Source organism: Acinetobacter baylyi DSM 14961 = CIP 107474 (genome assembly GCF_000368685.1).
Taxonomy (GTDB): Bacteria; Pseudomonadota; Gammaproteobacteria; order Pseudomonadales; family Moraxellaceae; genus Acinetobacter; species Acinetobacter baylyi.
On sequence record NZ_KB849628.1, the window covers coordinates 892,357 to 909,100 of the forward strand.

The following is a 16,744-nucleotide window of genomic DNA, read 5'->3' on the forward strand; positions in this document are numbered from 1 at the left end:
GCAGGCTCCTTAATTTTTCGATCTTAACACGGACAAGTATTGTTGAACCGCTTGATTATGGTCTTGTAAATTGGCGCTAAATTTATGTCCGCCATTACCTGTTGCCACAAAATAAATATTGTCTGACTGATCTGGATGCATGGCAGCCGCAATTGCTTTTTTGCCTGGCAAAGCAATTGGCGTTGGAGGAAGCCCCGCCATGGTATAGGTATTGTAGGCCGTTGCTGTTCGTAAATCCTCACGGCTAATTTTGCCTTGATATCGATCGCCCATGCCATAAATTACGGTCGGATCCGTTTGCAAGCGCATCCCGAGTCTTAAACGACGTACAAATACACCCGAAACCTGTTCAAGCTCTGAATCGATACTGGTTTCTTTTTCAATAATCGAAGCCATAATTAATGCTTCATATTTATTTTTATAAGGAAGATCACGAGCACGCTTCTGCCATTCTTCATTCAGGGTTTTCATTTGATAACGATACAGATCAGTCAAAATTTTCTTATCCGTCTCACCTTTTGCAAAAAAGTAGGTATTCGGTTCAAATAAGCCTTCTGGATGTTGGTAAGGAATATCCAAAGCTTTTAACATCTCGGAATACGGTAAATTCACTACAGTTTTGGTCACGAGTGGATCTTTTTTAAGATTCTCAATCAACTGTTTGAATGTTGTTCCCTCAATCACCAAAATTCGGTTCATCTGCGCATTTTCTGCATTGGACAGCATTACCATCACTTGGCGAATACTCATCCCTTGACGGATTTCGTACACACCTGCCTTTAAACTGTCATGAATGAGAAATTTTTGATAAATTTTAAGCACAATCGGCAAACTGATCTTTCCATCTTTCTCCATGCGATCTATAAAGCGTGTATAGGTATCGCCTGGCGCAATCGCCAACATCTGCCTTTTACCATCAATCGGATAAGGCTTAAACAAATTTGCCCATAGCACAATACCAACCACACATAACAAGACGAGCGCTGCCATTAGCCATTTGTTTGTTTTAAACCATGACTCTGTTTGAGGCTGCGGTTTTTTCTTCATTTTGGGTTTTGTGGGCTGCTTGGGCATATCAATCAATCTGATTCAAGTTGAGTATGTGGTAGAGCTGAGTACAAATATTGGTTTGTAAAGTCTGCGACTGCAAATGCGTGACAATATTCATCGGATGCAGTGCATTACAGAAAAACAGGCTCTGTACCTGCGATAATTCAGTCAACTGTACTGGGCGTTGTATACACTCAATACCTAACTGCTGCATTCTATCTATAATTTCAGCACGCATCACTCCGCGGACGCCATTATAGCGAAGTTCTGGCGTAATCCATGTGTTATTTAAATAAATAAAACAGTTACTGCTGACACCTTCTACAACCTCATTGTTTATATCCAATGTTAAAGCCTCTGACCATCCTTGCTGGTCAGCTTCTTTTTTTAAGATCACCTGCTCAAGACGATTAAGTGTTTTTAACCCCGCAAGTTTAGGCATACACAGGCCTAACTGTGTTTTTAATACACCACTTTTCAAGTATGCAGGTTGATCAATTGCATGGCTTTGTGGATAAAAGTAAATATAAAGATCTGCTGCATGCGACGGCATCGTATAACCACGCTGCCCTTCACCACGACTGATCAGGATTTTAATGGTACCAGTCAATACGCAACCCAGGGTTTTCATCTGCTCAAGGCTTCCATCAATCCAGTTTAAATTGACTGACAAGTCTAATTGTTCGCAGCACTCCTTGAGCCGTGCTAAATGACGATGCATGAGCTGAATTTTTCCATCCTCAATTCGTGCGGTAGTGAAACACCCATCTCCGTATTGCAAGGCTCGGTCTTGAATAGAGACCTCTTTGACAGGTTGTGCATTTTTAAAACACCACATCATGAATCATCCTTTTGATTTAGAAACTTAGTTTAAAAACCGATAAGCTTTTCTTATTTCTTTTTTATTCATATAAAATTCATTTTTTATTATTTTTTATGAATAACAAGTCGCAGTATTCTGCCTTCATATTTGAGAAATATCCAATTTAAGGAATTAAATATGCGTTTTGCACAGTTAAAAATCGGGGTACTTGCTGCACTTATTTCTGTATCGTCATTTGCAGCGAAAGATTTTCTAAATGTTTCATACGATCCAACACGTGAACTCTATGAAAACTTTAATAAGGAGTTTGGTGCATACTGGAAACAGCGTACAGGGCAAGATATCAATTTTAAACAATCGCACGGCGGATCAGGCAAACAAGCTCGCGCTGTGATTGATGGTTTACAGGCAGATGTAGTGACTTTGGCATTGGCTGCTGATATTGATGAAATTGCAGACAAAGCGAAATTATTGCCTGCAGATTGGCAAAAACGCTTTCCACAAAACTCAACACCTTATACGTCTACCATTGTTTTCCTAGTGCGTAAAGATAATCCAAAAGGAATCAAGGATTGGGGTGATATTGTTAAACCAGGCGTTGAAATCATTACCCCTAACCCAAAAACCTCTGGCGGTGCACGCTGGAATTATTTAGCAGCATGGGCTTGGGCAAAACATAAATATGGCTCAGATGCCAAAGCGCGTGATTTTGTTCGTCAAATCTATAAACAAACAAAAGTACTTGATTCTGGTGCACGCGGTGCGACAACCACATTTGCAGAACGTGGAATTGGTGATGTATTGCTTGCTTGGGAAAATGAAGCCTATCTGGCTGTTCGTGAACAACCTGGCAAATTTGAAATTATTACCCCATCACTTTCGATTCTGGCAGAGCCTCCTGTCGCAGTGGTCGATAAAAATGTGAAAAAGGATGGCAATGAGAATCTGGCAAAGGCCTATCTGAACTTTCTTTATTCTCCTAAAGGGCAAGATATTGCAGCCAAAAACTTCTATCGTCCTCGAAATGCTGAAATCTTGAAACGTTATAGCACGACATTCAAACCACTCAAATTGGTGACAATTGATAAAGAGTTTGGTGGCTGGAAAAAAGTTCAAAAAGAACATTTCAGCAATGGCGGTGTATTTGACCAGATCGTTAAAGAAAACAGCGCAAAATAATCGTTAGCGCACTAGGGAGTATTGACATGACGCATACTGTAATTGTTCCAGGTGTCGGCGGAAGTGAACAGCATCATTGGCAATCATGGTTACAACGTCAGCTAAGTTCATGCTCCCGTGTCGAACAAAATGATTGGAATTTACCTGTATTAAGCGACTGGGTAAGTCATTTGATTTCTCATGTGCAACAGCTCGAACAACCTGTTCAGATTGTTGCTCACAGTTTTGGCTGCCTTACAACACTGGCAGCATTAGAGCAACACCCTCAATTAATCAATCAGGTCAAGCATATTACTTTGGTCGCACCAGCCAATCCAGAACGTTTTGGCGAAGCTGGCTTTGCTCGCGACAGCCAGACAGATTACCGCGCGTATTTTCATCAATTAAAGCCAAGTATCAAAACACAGCTCATTATCAGTGAAAATGATCCCTGGCTCGATTTTGAAGAGGCCTTGCAGCTCGCAAAGTCTTGGCAAGTTAGAGCAACCAATCTAGGCAAAGTTGGCCATATCAATGTCGCTTCAGGCTTTGGCCCGTTTCCAGAAATTTTTGATTATATGCTACCCGACTGTAAATCTTCTATCTTGATGCGAACTGGTTATTCTGAGCGAATGTTCAAGTTTGCACTTTAGTTTCAGTTCACATTATTTCGTTTTTATTCTATTGATTCGTTTGCTGCTTTTGGCAAACACGCTCTCTTTTAGGAGTTATCATGTCGCAGCGATCCCGAGTGCTGCCAGGTTTTGGTCTATCTTTAGGCTTTACCCTCGCGTATTTATCCCTGATCGTCTTGATTCCTTTATCAGCAGTTTTTATTAAATCCTTAGGGGTGGGCTGGGAAGGTCTTTGGGAGATCTTAAGTTCTCAACGAATTCTTAAATCGTTGCAACTGAGTTTTACCACAGCGCTAATTGCAGCATTGATTAATGTTGTTTTTGGATTATTGCTGGCGTGGTGTCTGGTTCGTTACACCTTTCCAGGTAAACGTATTGTTGATGCTTTGGTGGATCTACCATTTGCCTTACCCACTGCTGTGGCAGGTATTGCCCTGACCTCACTCTATGCATCGACAGGATGGATTGGTCAATACCTCGAACCTTTGGGTATTAAAGTGGCTTATACCCCGCTTGGGATTACGCTGGCCTTAATTTTTATTGGACTACCTTTTGTGGTTCGAACTGTTCAGCCTGTTTTGAGTGATATTGAAACTGAACTTGAAGAAGCGGCTTCAGCACTTGGCGCAAATCGCTTTCAGATCGTTAGAAAAATCATTTTACCGATTCTGTTTCCAGCACTTCTAACAGGTTTTGCACTGGCATTTGCACGCGGTGTGGGTGAATATGGTTCAGTTATTTTTATTGCGGGCAACCAGCCATTCAAAACTGAAATTGCACCGCTCATGATTATTTCGCGTTTAGAAGAATATGACTATGCCGCCGCAACGACCATTGCTGTCATTATGCTGGTGATTTCTTTTGTAATTCTACTTTTCATCAATTTATTGCAAGCATGGGCGAGCCGTCGCACAGGGAGAACGGTGAAATGAGCTTAATTACCCATAACAGTGAATTAGCTGAAAAGTTACAAAGTCGAGATGCGACACGTGAGCCAACTTGGGTGAGATACCTTTTACTCACCATTGCACTGCTTTTCTTTTTGAGCTGCCTCATTCTGCCTTTAGTGTTGGTCTTTGTAGAAGCATTTAGACAAGGTATTGATGTTTATATTAATGCATTAACTAACTCAGATACGTTATCAGCTGTAAAACTTACACTACTTACCGCCGTTATTGCAGTACCACTTAACGTCGTATTTGGAGTTGCAGCAGCCTGGGCAGTTGCCAAGTTTCAGTTCCGTGGTAAATCTTTTCTGACCACGCTGATTGATTTGCCATTTTCAGTTTCACCTGTCATCGCAGGTTTAATGTTAGTGCTGATTTTTGGTATGCAAGGTTGGTTTGGTCCATGGTTGATGGATCATGACATTAAGATTTTATACGCCGTACCTGCGATTGTAATTGCAACCATTTTTATTACCGTACCTTTTGTGGCACGTGAGTTGATTCCGCTCATGGAAGCGCAAGGAATTGAAGAAGAAGAAGCTGCTATTGTATTGGGTGCTTCTGGATGGCAAACCTTTTGGAAGGTTACCTTACCCAATATTAAATGGGGATTGATTTATGGCGTGATTCTATGTAATGCACGTGCCATGGGTGAGTTTGGCGCAGTTTCGGTGGTATCAGGTCATATTCGTGGTGAAACCAATACTTTACCACTGCATGTCGAGATTCTGTATAACGAATACACGTTTAGCGCCGCCTTTGCAGTATCTTCCCTTCTGGCTTTACTGGCAATTGTAACGTTGATCTTGAAAACATGGGTCGAAGCGCGCCAAGAAAAACAGAATAAACATCAGAATTCAACCACATCTTAAGGAATAGCCATGAGTATTCAAGTTAAAAATATTGAAAAACATTTTGGTGCATTCCATGCACTTAAGAATATTTCTCTGGACTTTCCAGAGGGTCAACTGGTTGCGCTTTTAGGGCCATCTGGATGTGGTAAAACCACCTTATTAAGAATCATTGCTGGACTTGAATCGGCCGATGAGGGAAAAATTTTACTCGAAGGTGCTGATGCAACCAATATTCATGTGCGTGAGCGTCAGGTCGGTTTTGTTTTTCAACATTATGCACTGTTTCGTCATATGTCTGTATTTGACAACATTGCATTTGGTTTGCGTGTTCGACCGCGCAGCACTCGTCCTTCTGAAGCTGAAATCAAAAAACGTGTCACTCGCCTACTCGATCTGGTTCAGCTGGGTTTCCTCGCTGATCGCTATCCGTCACAGCTTTCTGGAGGACAACGTCAGCGTATCGCATTAGCACGTGCATTGGCCGTTGAACCACGTGTTTTATTGCTGGATGAACCCTTTGGTGCGCTTGATGCAAAAGTTCGTAAGGAATTGCGTCGCTGGTTACGTACATTGCATGATGAACTACACATTACCTCAATTTTTGTCACCCATGATCAGGAAGAAGCACTCGAAGTCGCAGACCAGATTATTGTGATGAATAAAGGTAATGTTGAACAAATCGGCTCTCCACGCGAAGTTTATGAAAAACCTGCAACGCCTTTCGTATTTGACTTTTTAGGTCAGGCCAACCGTTTTGATGGTCAATATCATGAAAACAAAGTTGAATTAGGGGAAGATCAGATTATTTTACCGAATGTATCTGAAGTACCTCATGGTAAAGTGATTGCCTTTGCTCGACCAGATGAATTACACATTCATGCACAACCCCAAGACAATACTATTCAGGCGACCTTCCTGCGTGAAGTCTGGATTGCAGGTAAAGTTGTAGCTGAATTACAGGATCGAAACGGAAGACTCATTGAGATTGCACTTTCTCCAGACGAAGCCAGATTACACCTATTTAGACCTAATCAAACGGTATGGATTAGTGTTTCACAGCTTCATCTTTTTGCAGATCATGTTGCCTAAATAAATTTGATGGGGTAATGAACCCCATCCTCGTTGAGAGGATAAAGAGAATATGAATTTTCAACAGCTTAGAATTATTCGGGAAACCGTTCGTCAAAACTTTAATCTGACCGAGGCATCTGCTGCGTTATATACGTCTCAGTCTGGGGTAAGTAAACACATTAAAGACTTAGAAGATGAACTAGGTGTACAACTGTTCATCAGAAAAGGCAAACGCTTACTTGGCCTGACCGAACCTGGACAATCCTTGCTGGGGATTGTAGAGCGTATGCTGGTCGATGCAGAAAATATCAAACGTTTGGCTGATGATTTTAATAAAGTCGATGAAGGTACTCTTACTATCGCCACTACACATACTCAAGCACGCTATGTCCTTCCGCCTATTGTCAATCAGTTTAAAAAACTGTTTCCCAAAGTTCATCTAATTTTGCAGCAGGCCAGCCCTACCGAAATTTCAGAGATGCTGTTACAGGGGGAAGCAGATATTGGAATTGCAACTGAATCTCTTACTACAGAAGAAAATTTGGCAAGCATTCCTTATTATCAGTGGGAACACAGTATTATTACCCCACAAAATCATCCCCTTACCCAAGTGCCTGAAATTACCTTAGAAACATTGGCGCATTATCCAATCATTACCTATCATGGCGGCTTTACAGGTCGTTCTAAAATTGACAAAGCATTTGATGATGCAGGCATTGATGTTGATATTGTCATGTCTGCACTTGATGCGGATGTGATCAAAACCTATGTAGAGCTAAATATGGGGGTGGGTATTGTCAATGATGTGGCTTACGACAAAGAACGGGATTATCGTCTCAATCAAATCAAGACAGGTATCTTTGGTCTAAATACCACTTGGATTGCTGTGCGCAAAGGACATCTTTTGCGTGGATATGGCTATGAGTTCATTTCTCTATGCTCACCTGAAGCCAATATTAAAGAGCTTAAAAAAATTGCCTACCCTGAAGATTAAGCAAAACAATAAGCCATAAAAAACGGGATTGAAATCCCGTTTTTTTATTTGGATGGATCTTACCAGTAGAAGTTTACACCTACTTTACCTACTGGTAACCATTTATATTTGTCATCGTTACGGATCTTTTGAGCATCTGCATTTGCAGAATCCTGAGCGCTTGGTGCATTAGGATCTAAAGCTGTTAAACCAGTCGCTTGAAGACTTACGTTTGGATTACCAGTATAGTAAGCACCGATTTCACCAAATAGACCCCAATTTTTATTGATCTTAGGTGCGAAGCCGAAACCTACATATGGTGCAATTTTATTGCTGTAATCAAGTTTACCATTTACTTCACCAGGTCCTTGATAACGCCAACCATCAATTGTCACTGTATCATTCGCCGAACCAGCACGTGCTTTTAGGCCATAATCATTGTCAAGATAACCTACACCAGCTGCCATGTACAAACCCTGAGCCCAACGGTTATCACTCGCACCCCAAGGACGAAGTTCGGCATTTAAGTAGACATTTTTGTTATCCATGTCAAGATCATATTTTGATCCATTGACTTTTACATCATCAGACCAAGAAATGTCACCGCCATTATAACCAAGTGCCAAACCTACATAAGGGTTTGCTTGCCATAACAGTGCGCCACCATAACCTGTTGTACCTACTTCAGCACGAACACCTACTGGTGCTAACTGATGCGCATCAAATGCATAACTATCATGTACGACTGCATCGTCAGCCATTGCTACACCAGCGACTGCACTTAGGGCGCCAGCAACTGCTAAAACTTTTAATACTTTCATCTGTATCTCCTCAAAAAATAGAGTAAGGTTTGTTTTAATAAATCTGAGAGTTCTTATCTGTAAACTCATAGTATTAGAAACTATGATTTCTTTTTATACAAAAATTGCATAATTTCTGTTAAGTTTTGATACAAATTCTGTTTTATATTGTTTTTAAATCATTTTTGATGATTTCAAATCATCATTTCTAAATAACTGGATAAAGCAAGACGCGTCGCATATTTTTTAACCACGATATCCGCTTATTCCAAGATTCTTACATTGATTTAGTGTAAAATCGTTAAAATTTTTTTTGGAAGGACAACTATGTCTCAGCTCTCAACCATCATTGAGCAAGCGTTTGAAAATCGCGCAAACTTTACAGCTGCTGATTGCCCTGCAGATATCCGTCAAGCTGTTGAAGAAGCGTTGTCTGGTTTAGATAATGGTACTTTACGTGTCGCTGAAAAAATTGATGGTGAATGGATTGTTCACCAATGGTTAAAAAAAGCTGTTCTTTTATCGTTTAAACTCAATGACAATAAACCAATTGAGTCAGGCGACTTAGCTTTTTATGACAAAGTAGATACCAAATTTGCAGGCTGGACTGAAGAACAATTCAAAGAAGCAGGTGTTCGAGTTGTTCCACCTGCGGTTGCACGTCGTGGTAGCTATCAGGCAAAAAATGTGGTGTTAATGCCTTCATATGTCAATATTGGTGCATATGTTGACGAAAACACAATGGTTGATACTTGGGCAACTGTTGGCTCATGTGCGCAAATTGGTAAGAATGTACACTTGTCTGGTGGTGTGGGTATTGGCGGTGTACTTGAGCCACTTCAAGCCAACCCAACTATCATCGAAGATAACTGTTTCATCGGTGCACGTTCTGAAATCGTTGAAGGCGTGATTGTTGAAGAAGGTGCCGTGATTTCAATGGGCGTTTATATTGGTCAATCGACTCGTATTTATGACCGTGAAACTGGTGAAATCCATTATGGTCGCGTTCCTGCGGGTTCAGTGGTTGTACCAGGCAGCTTACCATCTAAAGATGGTAAATATAGCTTGTACGCTGCTATTATTGTGAAGAAAGTGGATGCGCAAACACGTGCTAAAACCAGCTTGAACGATTTGCTTCGCGCTGATTAATTCCATTTATTTGCGAAGCTTTAGTCGCTTCTCGTCTCTACGCTCAGTCATGGTCGTAGAGATTTTTGTTTTCTAATCTTGGTAATTCTGCAATGACTTCTTTACGTTCAACGACAATTCCTGTATCAGACCCTGCGGCGGGATTACGTATTACAGAAATTTTCTACTCTTTACAAGGAGAAGCCAATGCTGCAGGTTTACCAACCGTTTTTATTCGTCTCACGGGTTGCCCTTTACGCTGCACTTATTGTGATACGACCTACTCGTTTGAAGGTGGTGAACGTCTCTCGTTAGATGAAATCATTAACACTGCTTTATCTTATAAAACACCTTACATTTGTGTGACTGGTGGTGAACCTCTGGCACAACCCAATTGTCTGATTTTGCTTTCTCGTTTAAGCGATTTAGGATGTCAGGTATCATTGGAAACCAGCGGTACACTTGATGTTTCAAAAGTAGATCCGCGTGTATCTAAAGTACTGGATTTAAAAACACCTACGTCTGGTGAAGAAAAGCGTAATCTACTGAGTAATCTAGATTATTTGACTCAACATGATCAAATCAAATTTGTGATTTGTAATCATGAAGACTATATATGGTCTAAGCAGCAAGTTGTAGAATATCAACTTGAAAAGAAAGTGAGCACTGTATGGTTCTCACCTGCATTTGCGGTAGAAAAAGGTGCTGTGAAACTACCTCAACTTGCGCGTGATTTAGCGCAATGGATTTTAGACGACCACCTCCCAGTTCGTTTTCAGTTACAACTCCATAAACTTTTATGGAATGATGAAACAGGTCGTTAAATTATTTTTATGAATGGAGAATTTGGTATGCGTCCTCGTGCCATTGTTTTATTGTCAGGCGGCCTAGACTCAACTACCTGTTTAGCTTGGGCACAAGCACGCTATGAATGCATGGCTTTAAGCTTTATGTATGGTCAGCGCTCTACCACCGAGCTTGATGCGGCTAAAGCCATTGCTCAAAATGCAGGTGTTGAACATCGAGTCATTAATATTGATTTGGCGAATCTTGGTGGCTCTGCACTCACAGATCATAATATTGACGTACCTGAGCAGCTACAAGAAGGTATTCCAGTCACTTATGTACCTGCTCGAAACACGATATTTCTGTCATATGCACTTGCAGCAGCCGAAGTATTTGGTGCTGAAGCAATAGTGATTGGCGTCAATGCTGTAGATTATTCGGGTTATCCAGACTGTCGTCCAGAATATATTCAAGCATTTACAAATATGGCACGCTTAGCTACAAAAGCAGGTGTTGAGGGAAAACCTCTTACATTTGAAACACCTTTGTTACATTTATCCAAAGCGAATATTATACGTTTAGGCATCGAACATGGCGTAGACTATAGTCAAACCGTTTCCTGCTACCAGGCAGATGCGCAAGGTCGTGCTTGTGGTAAATGTGACAGTTGCCGCTTACGTAAACAAGGTTTTATTGAAGCTGGTGTCACAGATCCAACACGCTACATACCGCAATAACAAGGTACAATTTATGAAATTTTTAAATAGCAAACTTCTTCTTTCTTCTGTATTTGCTTCGGCTGCTTTGTTTGCATCGGTAACCCATGCAGACGACAACAAGCTCCAGCAGGCTTATAAAAGCACCAATGTAAAAGGCGCTTTGATCAATCTGTGTAAAGATGAAACTGCAAAAGGCAATAAATTAAGCGCTGCTGAAGTAAGCAAATACTGTACATGTGCTGTTGAAGCAGACGGCAAGATGACAAATGCTCAAAAATGGGAAATTCAAAGTGCAATCAATGCGAAGAAAAGCCCAAGCTCTCTCGCATTTGTACAACAGCAAAATAAAAACTTGCAGACATGTTTTGGTCCACAGCTTACAACCAAGCTGAAAACGCTCAGTGAAGAAGCAATGAAAGCTGCGCCAGCTGCCAAGAACTAAATTGATTTTGTAAATCACTAAACCAGCCACTTTATGTGGCTTGTTTTTTATGGAGATAGCAATGAGCACTGAACATATTCAATTACCCGATCAAATTTTCCCAACCACACATGGTGAAATCAATTTATCTGAAATCAGCAAAGAATGGCTAATACTATATTTTTATCCAAAGGACTCAACACCAGGCTGTACCACACAGGCAGTTGGTTTTTCTTGTCTAAAAGATCAATTTGATGCATTAAACGCAAAAATTATTGGTGTATCTCGAGATTCTGTAAAAGCACACCAGAATTTTACTGAAAAGCAGGCGCTTAGCATTGATCTGATCAGTGATAAAGACGAAGTGCTTTGCCAGCATTTTGATGTGATTAAAGAAAAAAATATGTATGGAAAAAAAGTGATGGGCATTGAACGCTCAACGTTTATTTTCAAAGATAAACAATTGGTGAAAAGCTATCGAAAAGTTAAAGCTGCTGGTCATGCTGAACAAGTGCTAGAAGATTTAAAGGCCCTTCAGAATTAAAGTTAATCTATTTTTCTGAAAGAATCTGGACTTATCTTTTTTCGAATAAGTCCTTTTTTCAGATTATGGCGAGTTTTTCCATTGTCCAACCAATTGAATATTGACTTTTTCGCCTACTCCTCCAAATGCTTTCTTCATACCAAAATCACTTCGATCAATGGTCGTGGTTGCTGAAACATCCATCAAATGATTTCGATAGCTCACTGGCTTGAGTGTGGCGTTAAAAATGACTGGCTTACTCACACCACGGATTGTCAACTGCCCTGAAATCACATACCTATAATCGTCTAGCGCTTTAAAATTATTACTTTTAAAGGTGACTGTCTTATATTTTTCTGCATAAAACAAATCTTGCCCCAAAATCATATTTCGCATGGCAGGTTTGTCAAAACTGAGACTATTCACATCCAGCACAAACCTTACACTCGCATTTTGCAGCACAGCAGGATCAAATTTCATCCATGACTGAACAGTATTAAATCGAGCTTTTACGATATTAACGCCTAAAGAATCAATATGGAAACCAACCTCGCTGTCAGGGGTCAATATCCAGGACGTCTCTGCTGCACTTGCTGTTGCTAACATTACTGTAAACAAGCTGACAAAACGCATATTTGTTTTGATTCTGTCTGTATGCATCAATGCAACCTTTATTCGTCATAACTACATGTTTATATCTAGCATGATTTAGATCAAATTTGATGAATCTTGAGCTCGATATTTTTGTTGTAGTTGTTTATAAATTTCAGAATCTTGAAATGTTTTTAAAAACTGAATTGTACCTTCTGGAAATGCCGACTCAATGATTTTACCTTCATAGTAAGCTTCTCGCATTGGTGTTGCTGACATCGACTCTTTTAAACTTTCTAGTTCGACCATAGTCCATTCTGGAAAAAGTTTTAGATAATATGAAGATTCATCTTTAAAATGTCCAATCAAGCCAACATGACTTCTTGATTCAATTATAGCGTTGACCAATTGCTTAACCTGCTCTACCCATTTCTGATCATTATAAACATCAATAATATTTACAAAATGAATCCGAGCCTGATCTTCTGCTGAAAAATTTGCCAGAATCATTTTTTGACGTTCTTCCGCAAGAAATGGATTCTTAATATTACGCTCAGGTTGAGCAGATCCCAATGCAATAATAACCTCACGACTTTGCTGTAATGCAATTTGTATAGTCTGCAAATGTGCGAAATGAAACGGCTGAAAGCGCCCAATAAAAACGAGATAATCAAATTTGTACATAAATCAACTTAACTTCCATGAACTCATCAGTTGCTCTTTTAGAGCAGTTTTAAGACATAATGCGTTACATGATCTTGAGAAACAAGCAAGGATAGTACGATGACACTACAATGTATTCAACAACCTCACCCACATTTAAATGCAAATTTAGAAAATGGAGTGCTGACACTGGCATTGAATCGCGCTGAAACTAAAAATGCGCTTTATGGCGAACTCTATCTATGGCTTGCCCAAGCACTTGATGATGCCGATCAATCGAATGATGTGAGAGTGGTGATATTACGTGGTGCAGATCGTGATTTTACTGCTGGCAATGATATGAAAGACTTTATGGGATTTATTCAAAAGCCGTATGAAGGCAAAGCTGGCGATCAGCCGCCATTTGTATTATTAAAGTCGGCAGCGAAATTTTCAAAACCACTGATCGTCGCTATTCAGGGGGTTGCTATCGGAATTGGAGTCACTATTTTGCTGCATGCCGATCTAGTCTATGCCGATCAGACTGCTTTGTTCCAGATCCCATTTGTCAGCTTAGGATTGTCACCTGAAGGTGCAGCAAGTCGTTTACTGGTGAAACAGGCAGGCTATCATCGCGCGGCAGAATTACTATTTACAGCAAAGAAATTTAATGCAGAACTGGCAGAAAAAGCGGGTTTAATCAATCAAATCAGTGATGATGTCTATACACAAGCCCATCAGATAGCGTTGCAATTAGCTGCTTTACCTTTAGCATCCATTAAACAATCTAAAGCTTTAATGAAGCAGGATCTTGCCGACATCATAAAATGTATTGATGATGAAGCAGAAATTTTCATGCAACGTGTACGCTCACCCGAAATGAAAGAAGCCGTTCAGGCCTTTATGCAAAAACGTCAACCAGACTTTTCTCAATTTAGCTAGTTTTGAGATTAACACCATACCCACCAAAGGATAAATCCTGTGATACATGTTTTGAACAACACAGGATTTATTGAATGATATGCTCGCTTTAAATTTCTATGTGAAATCATGATTATGGCTACAACACATCAACATCCAACGTCAAGCGACCCAACGCTTAAAGAGCGCTACTACGAGCCAGCCCCACAAGATATTGATATTGAAAACTTTCGTAAGGTAATAGAAAGCCGTCGCTCGGTACGTAAATTCACTGACAAAACAATTCCAGCCGAAGTGCTTGATGCGTGTTTAGATTTGGCTTTACTTGCACCCAATTCATCCAATTTACAACCTTGGACATTTTATGTCGTACAAAATCCAGCCAAGAAAAAACAGTTAATCAAGGCTTGCCTGAATCAACTTGCAGCCAAAACAGCTTCGGAGCTCATTGTGTGTGTTGCACGCACAGATCGTATTGATGAAATGGCAAAAAGAAACATCAGTGAGTTTCCTTTTCCAGAAGCACCCAAAGCTGTTCAAACATATTACCGTTTTATTCCTTACAATTATAAAACTGGGTATTTCAATGCCATTGGTAACGTTAAGAAAGTTGCTTTTAAAGTGGCCCGTTCTTTAAATAAACAACTCCCCGTGACTGCATTTAATCCTGCCGATGCACAGCTTTGGGCCAGCAAAACTACTGCATTAGCTTGTGAGAATCTGGTTTTGGCACTTCGTGCTTATGGCTTTGATAGCTGCATGATGGAAGGTTTTGATGAACCTTTAGTATGTAAAATTTTAGGTTTAAATCATCAGCAGTTTCCTGTCATGGTCATTGGTGCAGGTGAACGTGCCAAAGATGGTGTGTTTTTCCCACGCTATCGTTTTGATCGCGATTTATTTATCCAGAAAGTTTAAGTCAATCTGTCTTAATCTCTAAAATTTGAATAAATTCAAAGGCAGGTTCTTCATACGGATGGCTTGCCTTTAATGCTTTTGCGACAGCACTAGCATTTTTCTCTAAGACAATGGTTTCGACACGCCACTCTTTAAGTTGTTCCAATTCATTTAACTGCCCTAAAAAAGGATCTGCTCCTTTGACTGGCTTAAACTGTCCTATTCCTTCGACTTGCCATGCACAATGCTCGTAGTTGCCAATTCCACCCGCCCCTGCATTAAAGATCGCCTCTTTAGTGAATTCTAGATGTGACTCAGGTACATAATAAATCAGCTTGAGCATGGCGAATGAATCCTTTATCTTCAATTAAGATCATTTATAGTTTATGAGATCTTAATGTTTGTCAATCTGATCAAACCACACTATGTCTTAACGACAAAACACACTTGTCAGGATGGTTGATTAAGATGAACCAACTGCAAAACAATGAGCTTTCATCACAAACGCGCTTCGTTATTGCTGCAGGTATAGCAAGTTTGATTGTAGTACATGGTTTGGGACGTTTTGCTTTTACGCCTTTGCTTCCCTATTTGATTCAGGATCATGTGATTGATCTGGTTCAAGGCGCAAGTCTCGCAACATGGAATTATATTGGCTATCTGGTTGGTGCGTTATGGGCAATCTATTTAAATCGTAGCACAAGCCCCAAGTTCTATCTGATCATTGCCTTAATCGTGAATACACTTTGTACTGTTCTACAAATCTTTACCCATGATTTTTTCTTGTTCATCTGCTTAAGATTATTAAATGGAATTACCAATGGACTTGTCTTTGTTTTAGTACCTGCACTGATATTGGAATGGCTGGCACATCATCAAAAAACACAATTGAGCGGTCTTATTTTTACAGGTGTTTCTATTGGTCTCATTCTCGACAGTCTTCTCATTGACTGGTCGTCAAATCTCTTTCATGGTCAGGGTCGCTGGATTCCGATCACTCTGATTGCCATTCCCTTAATGTTGTTTAGTATTTGGCAGATCAATAAAATAAGTATCCATATGCCTGTGGCCACTTCAAGCTCAAATACGCCTTTGTTTGATCGGAACAGTACACCCTTATTTATTGGCTATGCGGGTGCAGGTTTGGGCTATGTTTTACCCATGACATTCTTACCCACACTTGCTCATGATCTGATTCAGCAGCAACCTAAAATTTTGGCCAATATCTGGCTGATTACAGCGATCTCTTGTCTTGTTTTTTTACCCTTATGGAATAAATTAGGCGCACAAACCAATGATCGTTTTGCCTTAATTTGCTCTTATATTGTGCAAATTTTAAGCCTGGTTGCTGTATTGGTGTTTCAAAATGCGATTAGTGTAATGTTATGTGCCATTCTAATGGGCGGAAGTTTTATGGGAACCGTGGTCTGTTCACAACGAATGGCACGTGTATTTCAACCACATCAAGGACCTAAACTCTACGCCGCGCTCATTAGCTTATATGCAGGTACTCAACTGATCGGCCCATGGCTAGTCAAGTTATGGATTGATCATGGTGGCCACTTGATACAAAGCTTTTATATTGGATTAGCCGCATTGATCTGGGGATTATTCTGGACCCTTGGTACACCCCATCGAAAACTTAAGCATTCAAGTCAAAATTAGGCTTGCAACGCTATATAGTTGCCTAAAATCCATAGCATTTCTGCAGCCATGACCATCATAAACCACATCCAGCCCTTTTGTTTTTTTGAGCGATGATGTTGATTTTTATTCATGACAACCTCCAGATCCTCCATATATGA

At 40.2% G+C, this 16,744-nt stretch carries 21 protein-coding genes; 14 read left to right on the top strand and 7 right to left on the bottom strand.

Annotated features, from left to right (window positions below):
- Positions 1-9 precede the first annotated feature (9 nt).
- Together mltG and pabC are read right to left on the bottom strand one after the other, a co-directional pair.
- Entirely contained in the window at positions 10-1,074 is a 1,065-nt protein-coding gene (mltG, locus tag F952_RS13520) for an endolytic transglycosylase MltG (protein ID WP_004928746.1), read from the bottom strand.
- Between the two features lies 1 nt (position 1,075).
- A complete protein-coding gene (gene pabC, locus F952_RS13525) occupies positions 1,076-1,888 on the bottom strand; it encodes an aminodeoxychorismate lyase (RefSeq protein WP_026056817.1) in 813 nt (270 codons plus the stop codon).
- Positions 1,889-2,050: 162 nt separating this feature from the next.
- Between pabC and F952_RS13530 the strand changes: the two genes are divergently transcribed.
- The 6 genes from F952_RS13530 to F952_RS13555 all read left to right on the top strand — a co-directional run bounded on the left by F952_RS13530 (position 2,051) and on the right by F952_RS13555 (position 7,532).
- Complete coding sequence (locus F952_RS13530) at positions 2,051-3,052, top strand: sulfate ABC transporter substrate-binding protein (RefSeq protein WP_004928752.1); 1,002 nt, start codon at positions 2,051-2,053, stop codon at positions 3,050-3,052.
- A gap of 26 nt (positions 3,053-3,078) precedes the next feature.
- Positions 3,079-3,684, top strand: a complete 606-nt coding sequence (locus F952_RS13535; protein WP_004928755.1) for an alpha/beta hydrolase — start codon at positions 3,079-3,081, stop codon at positions 3,682-3,684.
- Between the two features lie 80 nt (positions 3,685-3,764).
- Entirely contained in the window at positions 3,765-4,598 is an 834-nt protein-coding gene (cysT, locus tag F952_RS13540) for a sulfate ABC transporter permease subunit CysT (protein WP_004928758.1), read from the top strand.
- Complete coding sequence (gene cysW, locus F952_RS13545; RefSeq protein WP_004928763.1) at positions 4,595-5,485, top strand: sulfate ABC transporter permease subunit CysW; 891 nt, start codon at positions 4,595-4,597, stop codon at positions 5,483-5,485. The genes cysT and cysW overlap by 4 nt, the downstream gene beginning before the upstream one ends.
- Before the next feature lie 9 nt (positions 5,486-5,494).
- On the top strand, positions 5,495-6,556 hold the full coding sequence (locus F952_RS13550) for a sulfate/molybdate ABC transporter ATP-binding protein (RefSeq protein ID WP_004928769.1): 1,062 nt from the start codon (positions 5,495-5,497) through the stop codon (positions 6,554-6,556).
- A 52-nt stretch (positions 6,557-6,608) separates the two neighbouring features.
- Positions 6,609-7,532, top strand: a complete 924-nt coding sequence (locus F952_RS13555; protein ID WP_004928773.1) for a CysB family HTH-type transcriptional regulator — start codon at positions 6,609-6,611, stop codon at positions 7,530-7,532.
- Between the two features lie 59 nt (positions 7,533-7,591).
- On the opposite strand, the gene carO is transcribed toward F952_RS13555, so the two are convergent.
- Positions 7,592-8,332, bottom strand: a complete 741-nt coding sequence (gene carO / locus F952_RS13560; protein ID WP_004928775.1) for an ornithine uptake porin CarO — start codon at positions 8,330-8,332, stop codon at positions 7,592-7,594.
- 306 nt (positions 8,333-8,638) lie between these two features.
- Here carO and dapD point away from each other — a divergent pair, with 306 nt between their 5' ends.
- From dapD to F952_RS13585, 5 genes are all read left to right on the top strand, one after another.
- Positions 8,639-9,460 (top strand): 2,3,4,5-tetrahydropyridine-2,6-dicarboxylate N-succinyltransferase, encoded by an 822-nt coding sequence (dapD, locus tag F952_RS13565; protein WP_004928777.1) that lies wholly within the window; start codon positions 8,639-8,641, stop codon positions 9,458-9,460.
- A gap of 92 nt (positions 9,461-9,552) precedes the next feature.
- Entirely contained in the window at positions 9,553-10,263 is a 711-nt protein-coding gene (gene queE, locus F952_RS13570) for a 7-carboxy-7-deazaguanine synthase QueE (RefSeq protein ID WP_004928781.1), read from the top strand.
- Positions 10,264-10,290: 27 nt separating this feature from the next.
- Positions 10,291-10,962: a 7-cyano-7-deazaguanine synthase QueC gene (gene queC / locus F952_RS13575; RefSeq protein WP_004928782.1), complete on the top strand. Its 672-nt coding sequence runs from the start codon at positions 10,291-10,293 to the stop codon at positions 10,960-10,962.
- A 13-nt stretch (positions 10,963-10,975) separates the two neighbouring features.
- On the top strand, positions 10,976-11,386 hold the full coding sequence (locus F952_RS13580) for a hypothetical protein (RefSeq protein ID WP_004928785.1): 411 nt from the start codon (positions 10,976-10,978) through the stop codon (positions 11,384-11,386).
- Between the two features lie 61 nt (positions 11,387-11,447).
- The gene (locus F952_RS13585; RefSeq protein ID WP_004928788.1) at positions 11,448-11,909 is read left to right on the top strand and encodes a peroxiredoxin; all 462 of its coding nucleotides are present in this window, start codon (positions 11,448-11,450) and stop codon (positions 11,907-11,909) included.
- Between the two features lie 63 nt (positions 11,910-11,972).
- On the opposite strand, the gene F952_RS13590 is transcribed toward F952_RS13585, so the two are convergent.
- Positions 11,973-12,548, bottom strand: a complete 576-nt coding sequence (locus tag F952_RS13590; protein ID WP_004928790.1) for a YceI family protein — start codon at positions 12,546-12,548, stop codon at positions 11,973-11,975.
- Between the two features lie 48 nt (positions 12,549-12,596).
- Complete coding sequence (locus F952_RS13595) at positions 12,597-13,163, bottom strand: nicotinate-nicotinamide nucleotide adenylyltransferase (RefSeq protein ID WP_004928791.1); 567 nt, start codon at positions 13,161-13,163, stop codon at positions 12,597-12,599.
- A 99-nt stretch (positions 13,164-13,262) separates the two neighbouring features.
- Between F952_RS13595 and F952_RS13600 the strand changes: the two genes are divergently transcribed.
- The gene (locus tag F952_RS13600; RefSeq protein WP_004928795.1) at positions 13,263-14,063 is read left to right on the top strand and encodes an enoyl-CoA hydratase-related protein; all 801 of its coding nucleotides are present in this window, start codon (positions 13,263-13,265) and stop codon (positions 14,061-14,063) included.
- 108 nt (positions 14,064-14,171) lie between these two features.
- On the top strand, positions 14,172-14,960 hold the full coding sequence (locus F952_RS13605) for a nitroreductase family protein (RefSeq protein ID WP_004928796.1): 789 nt from the start codon (positions 14,172-14,174) through the stop codon (positions 14,958-14,960).
- A 1-nt stretch (position 14,961) separates the two neighbouring features.
- Here the strand turns inward: F952_RS13605 and F952_RS13610 are convergent, their stop codons facing one another.
- Positions 14,962-15,282 carry a YqfO family protein gene (locus F952_RS13610; protein ID WP_004928799.1) on the bottom strand — a complete coding sequence of 107 codons (321 nt, stop codon included), beginning with the start codon at positions 15,280-15,282 and terminating at the stop codon, positions 14,962-14,964.
- 125 nt (positions 15,283-15,407) lie between these two features.
- Here F952_RS13610 and F952_RS13615 point away from each other — a divergent pair, with 125 nt between their 5' ends.
- Positions 15,408-16,604, top strand: coding sequence for a YbfB/YjiJ family MFS transporter (locus tag F952_RS13615; RefSeq protein WP_004928801.1), 1,197 nt, complete (start codon positions 15,408-15,410; stop codon positions 16,602-16,604).
- Here F952_RS13615 and F952_RS17135 read toward each other — a convergent pair.
- Positions 16,601-16,717 (bottom strand): KGW motif small protein, encoded by a 117-nt coding sequence (locus F952_RS17135; RefSeq protein ID WP_004928803.1) that lies wholly within the window; start codon positions 16,715-16,717, stop codon positions 16,601-16,603. The two genes, F952_RS13615 and F952_RS17135, sit on opposite strands and share 4 nt — an antisense overlap.
- Positions 16,718-16,744: the final 27 nt, after the last annotated feature.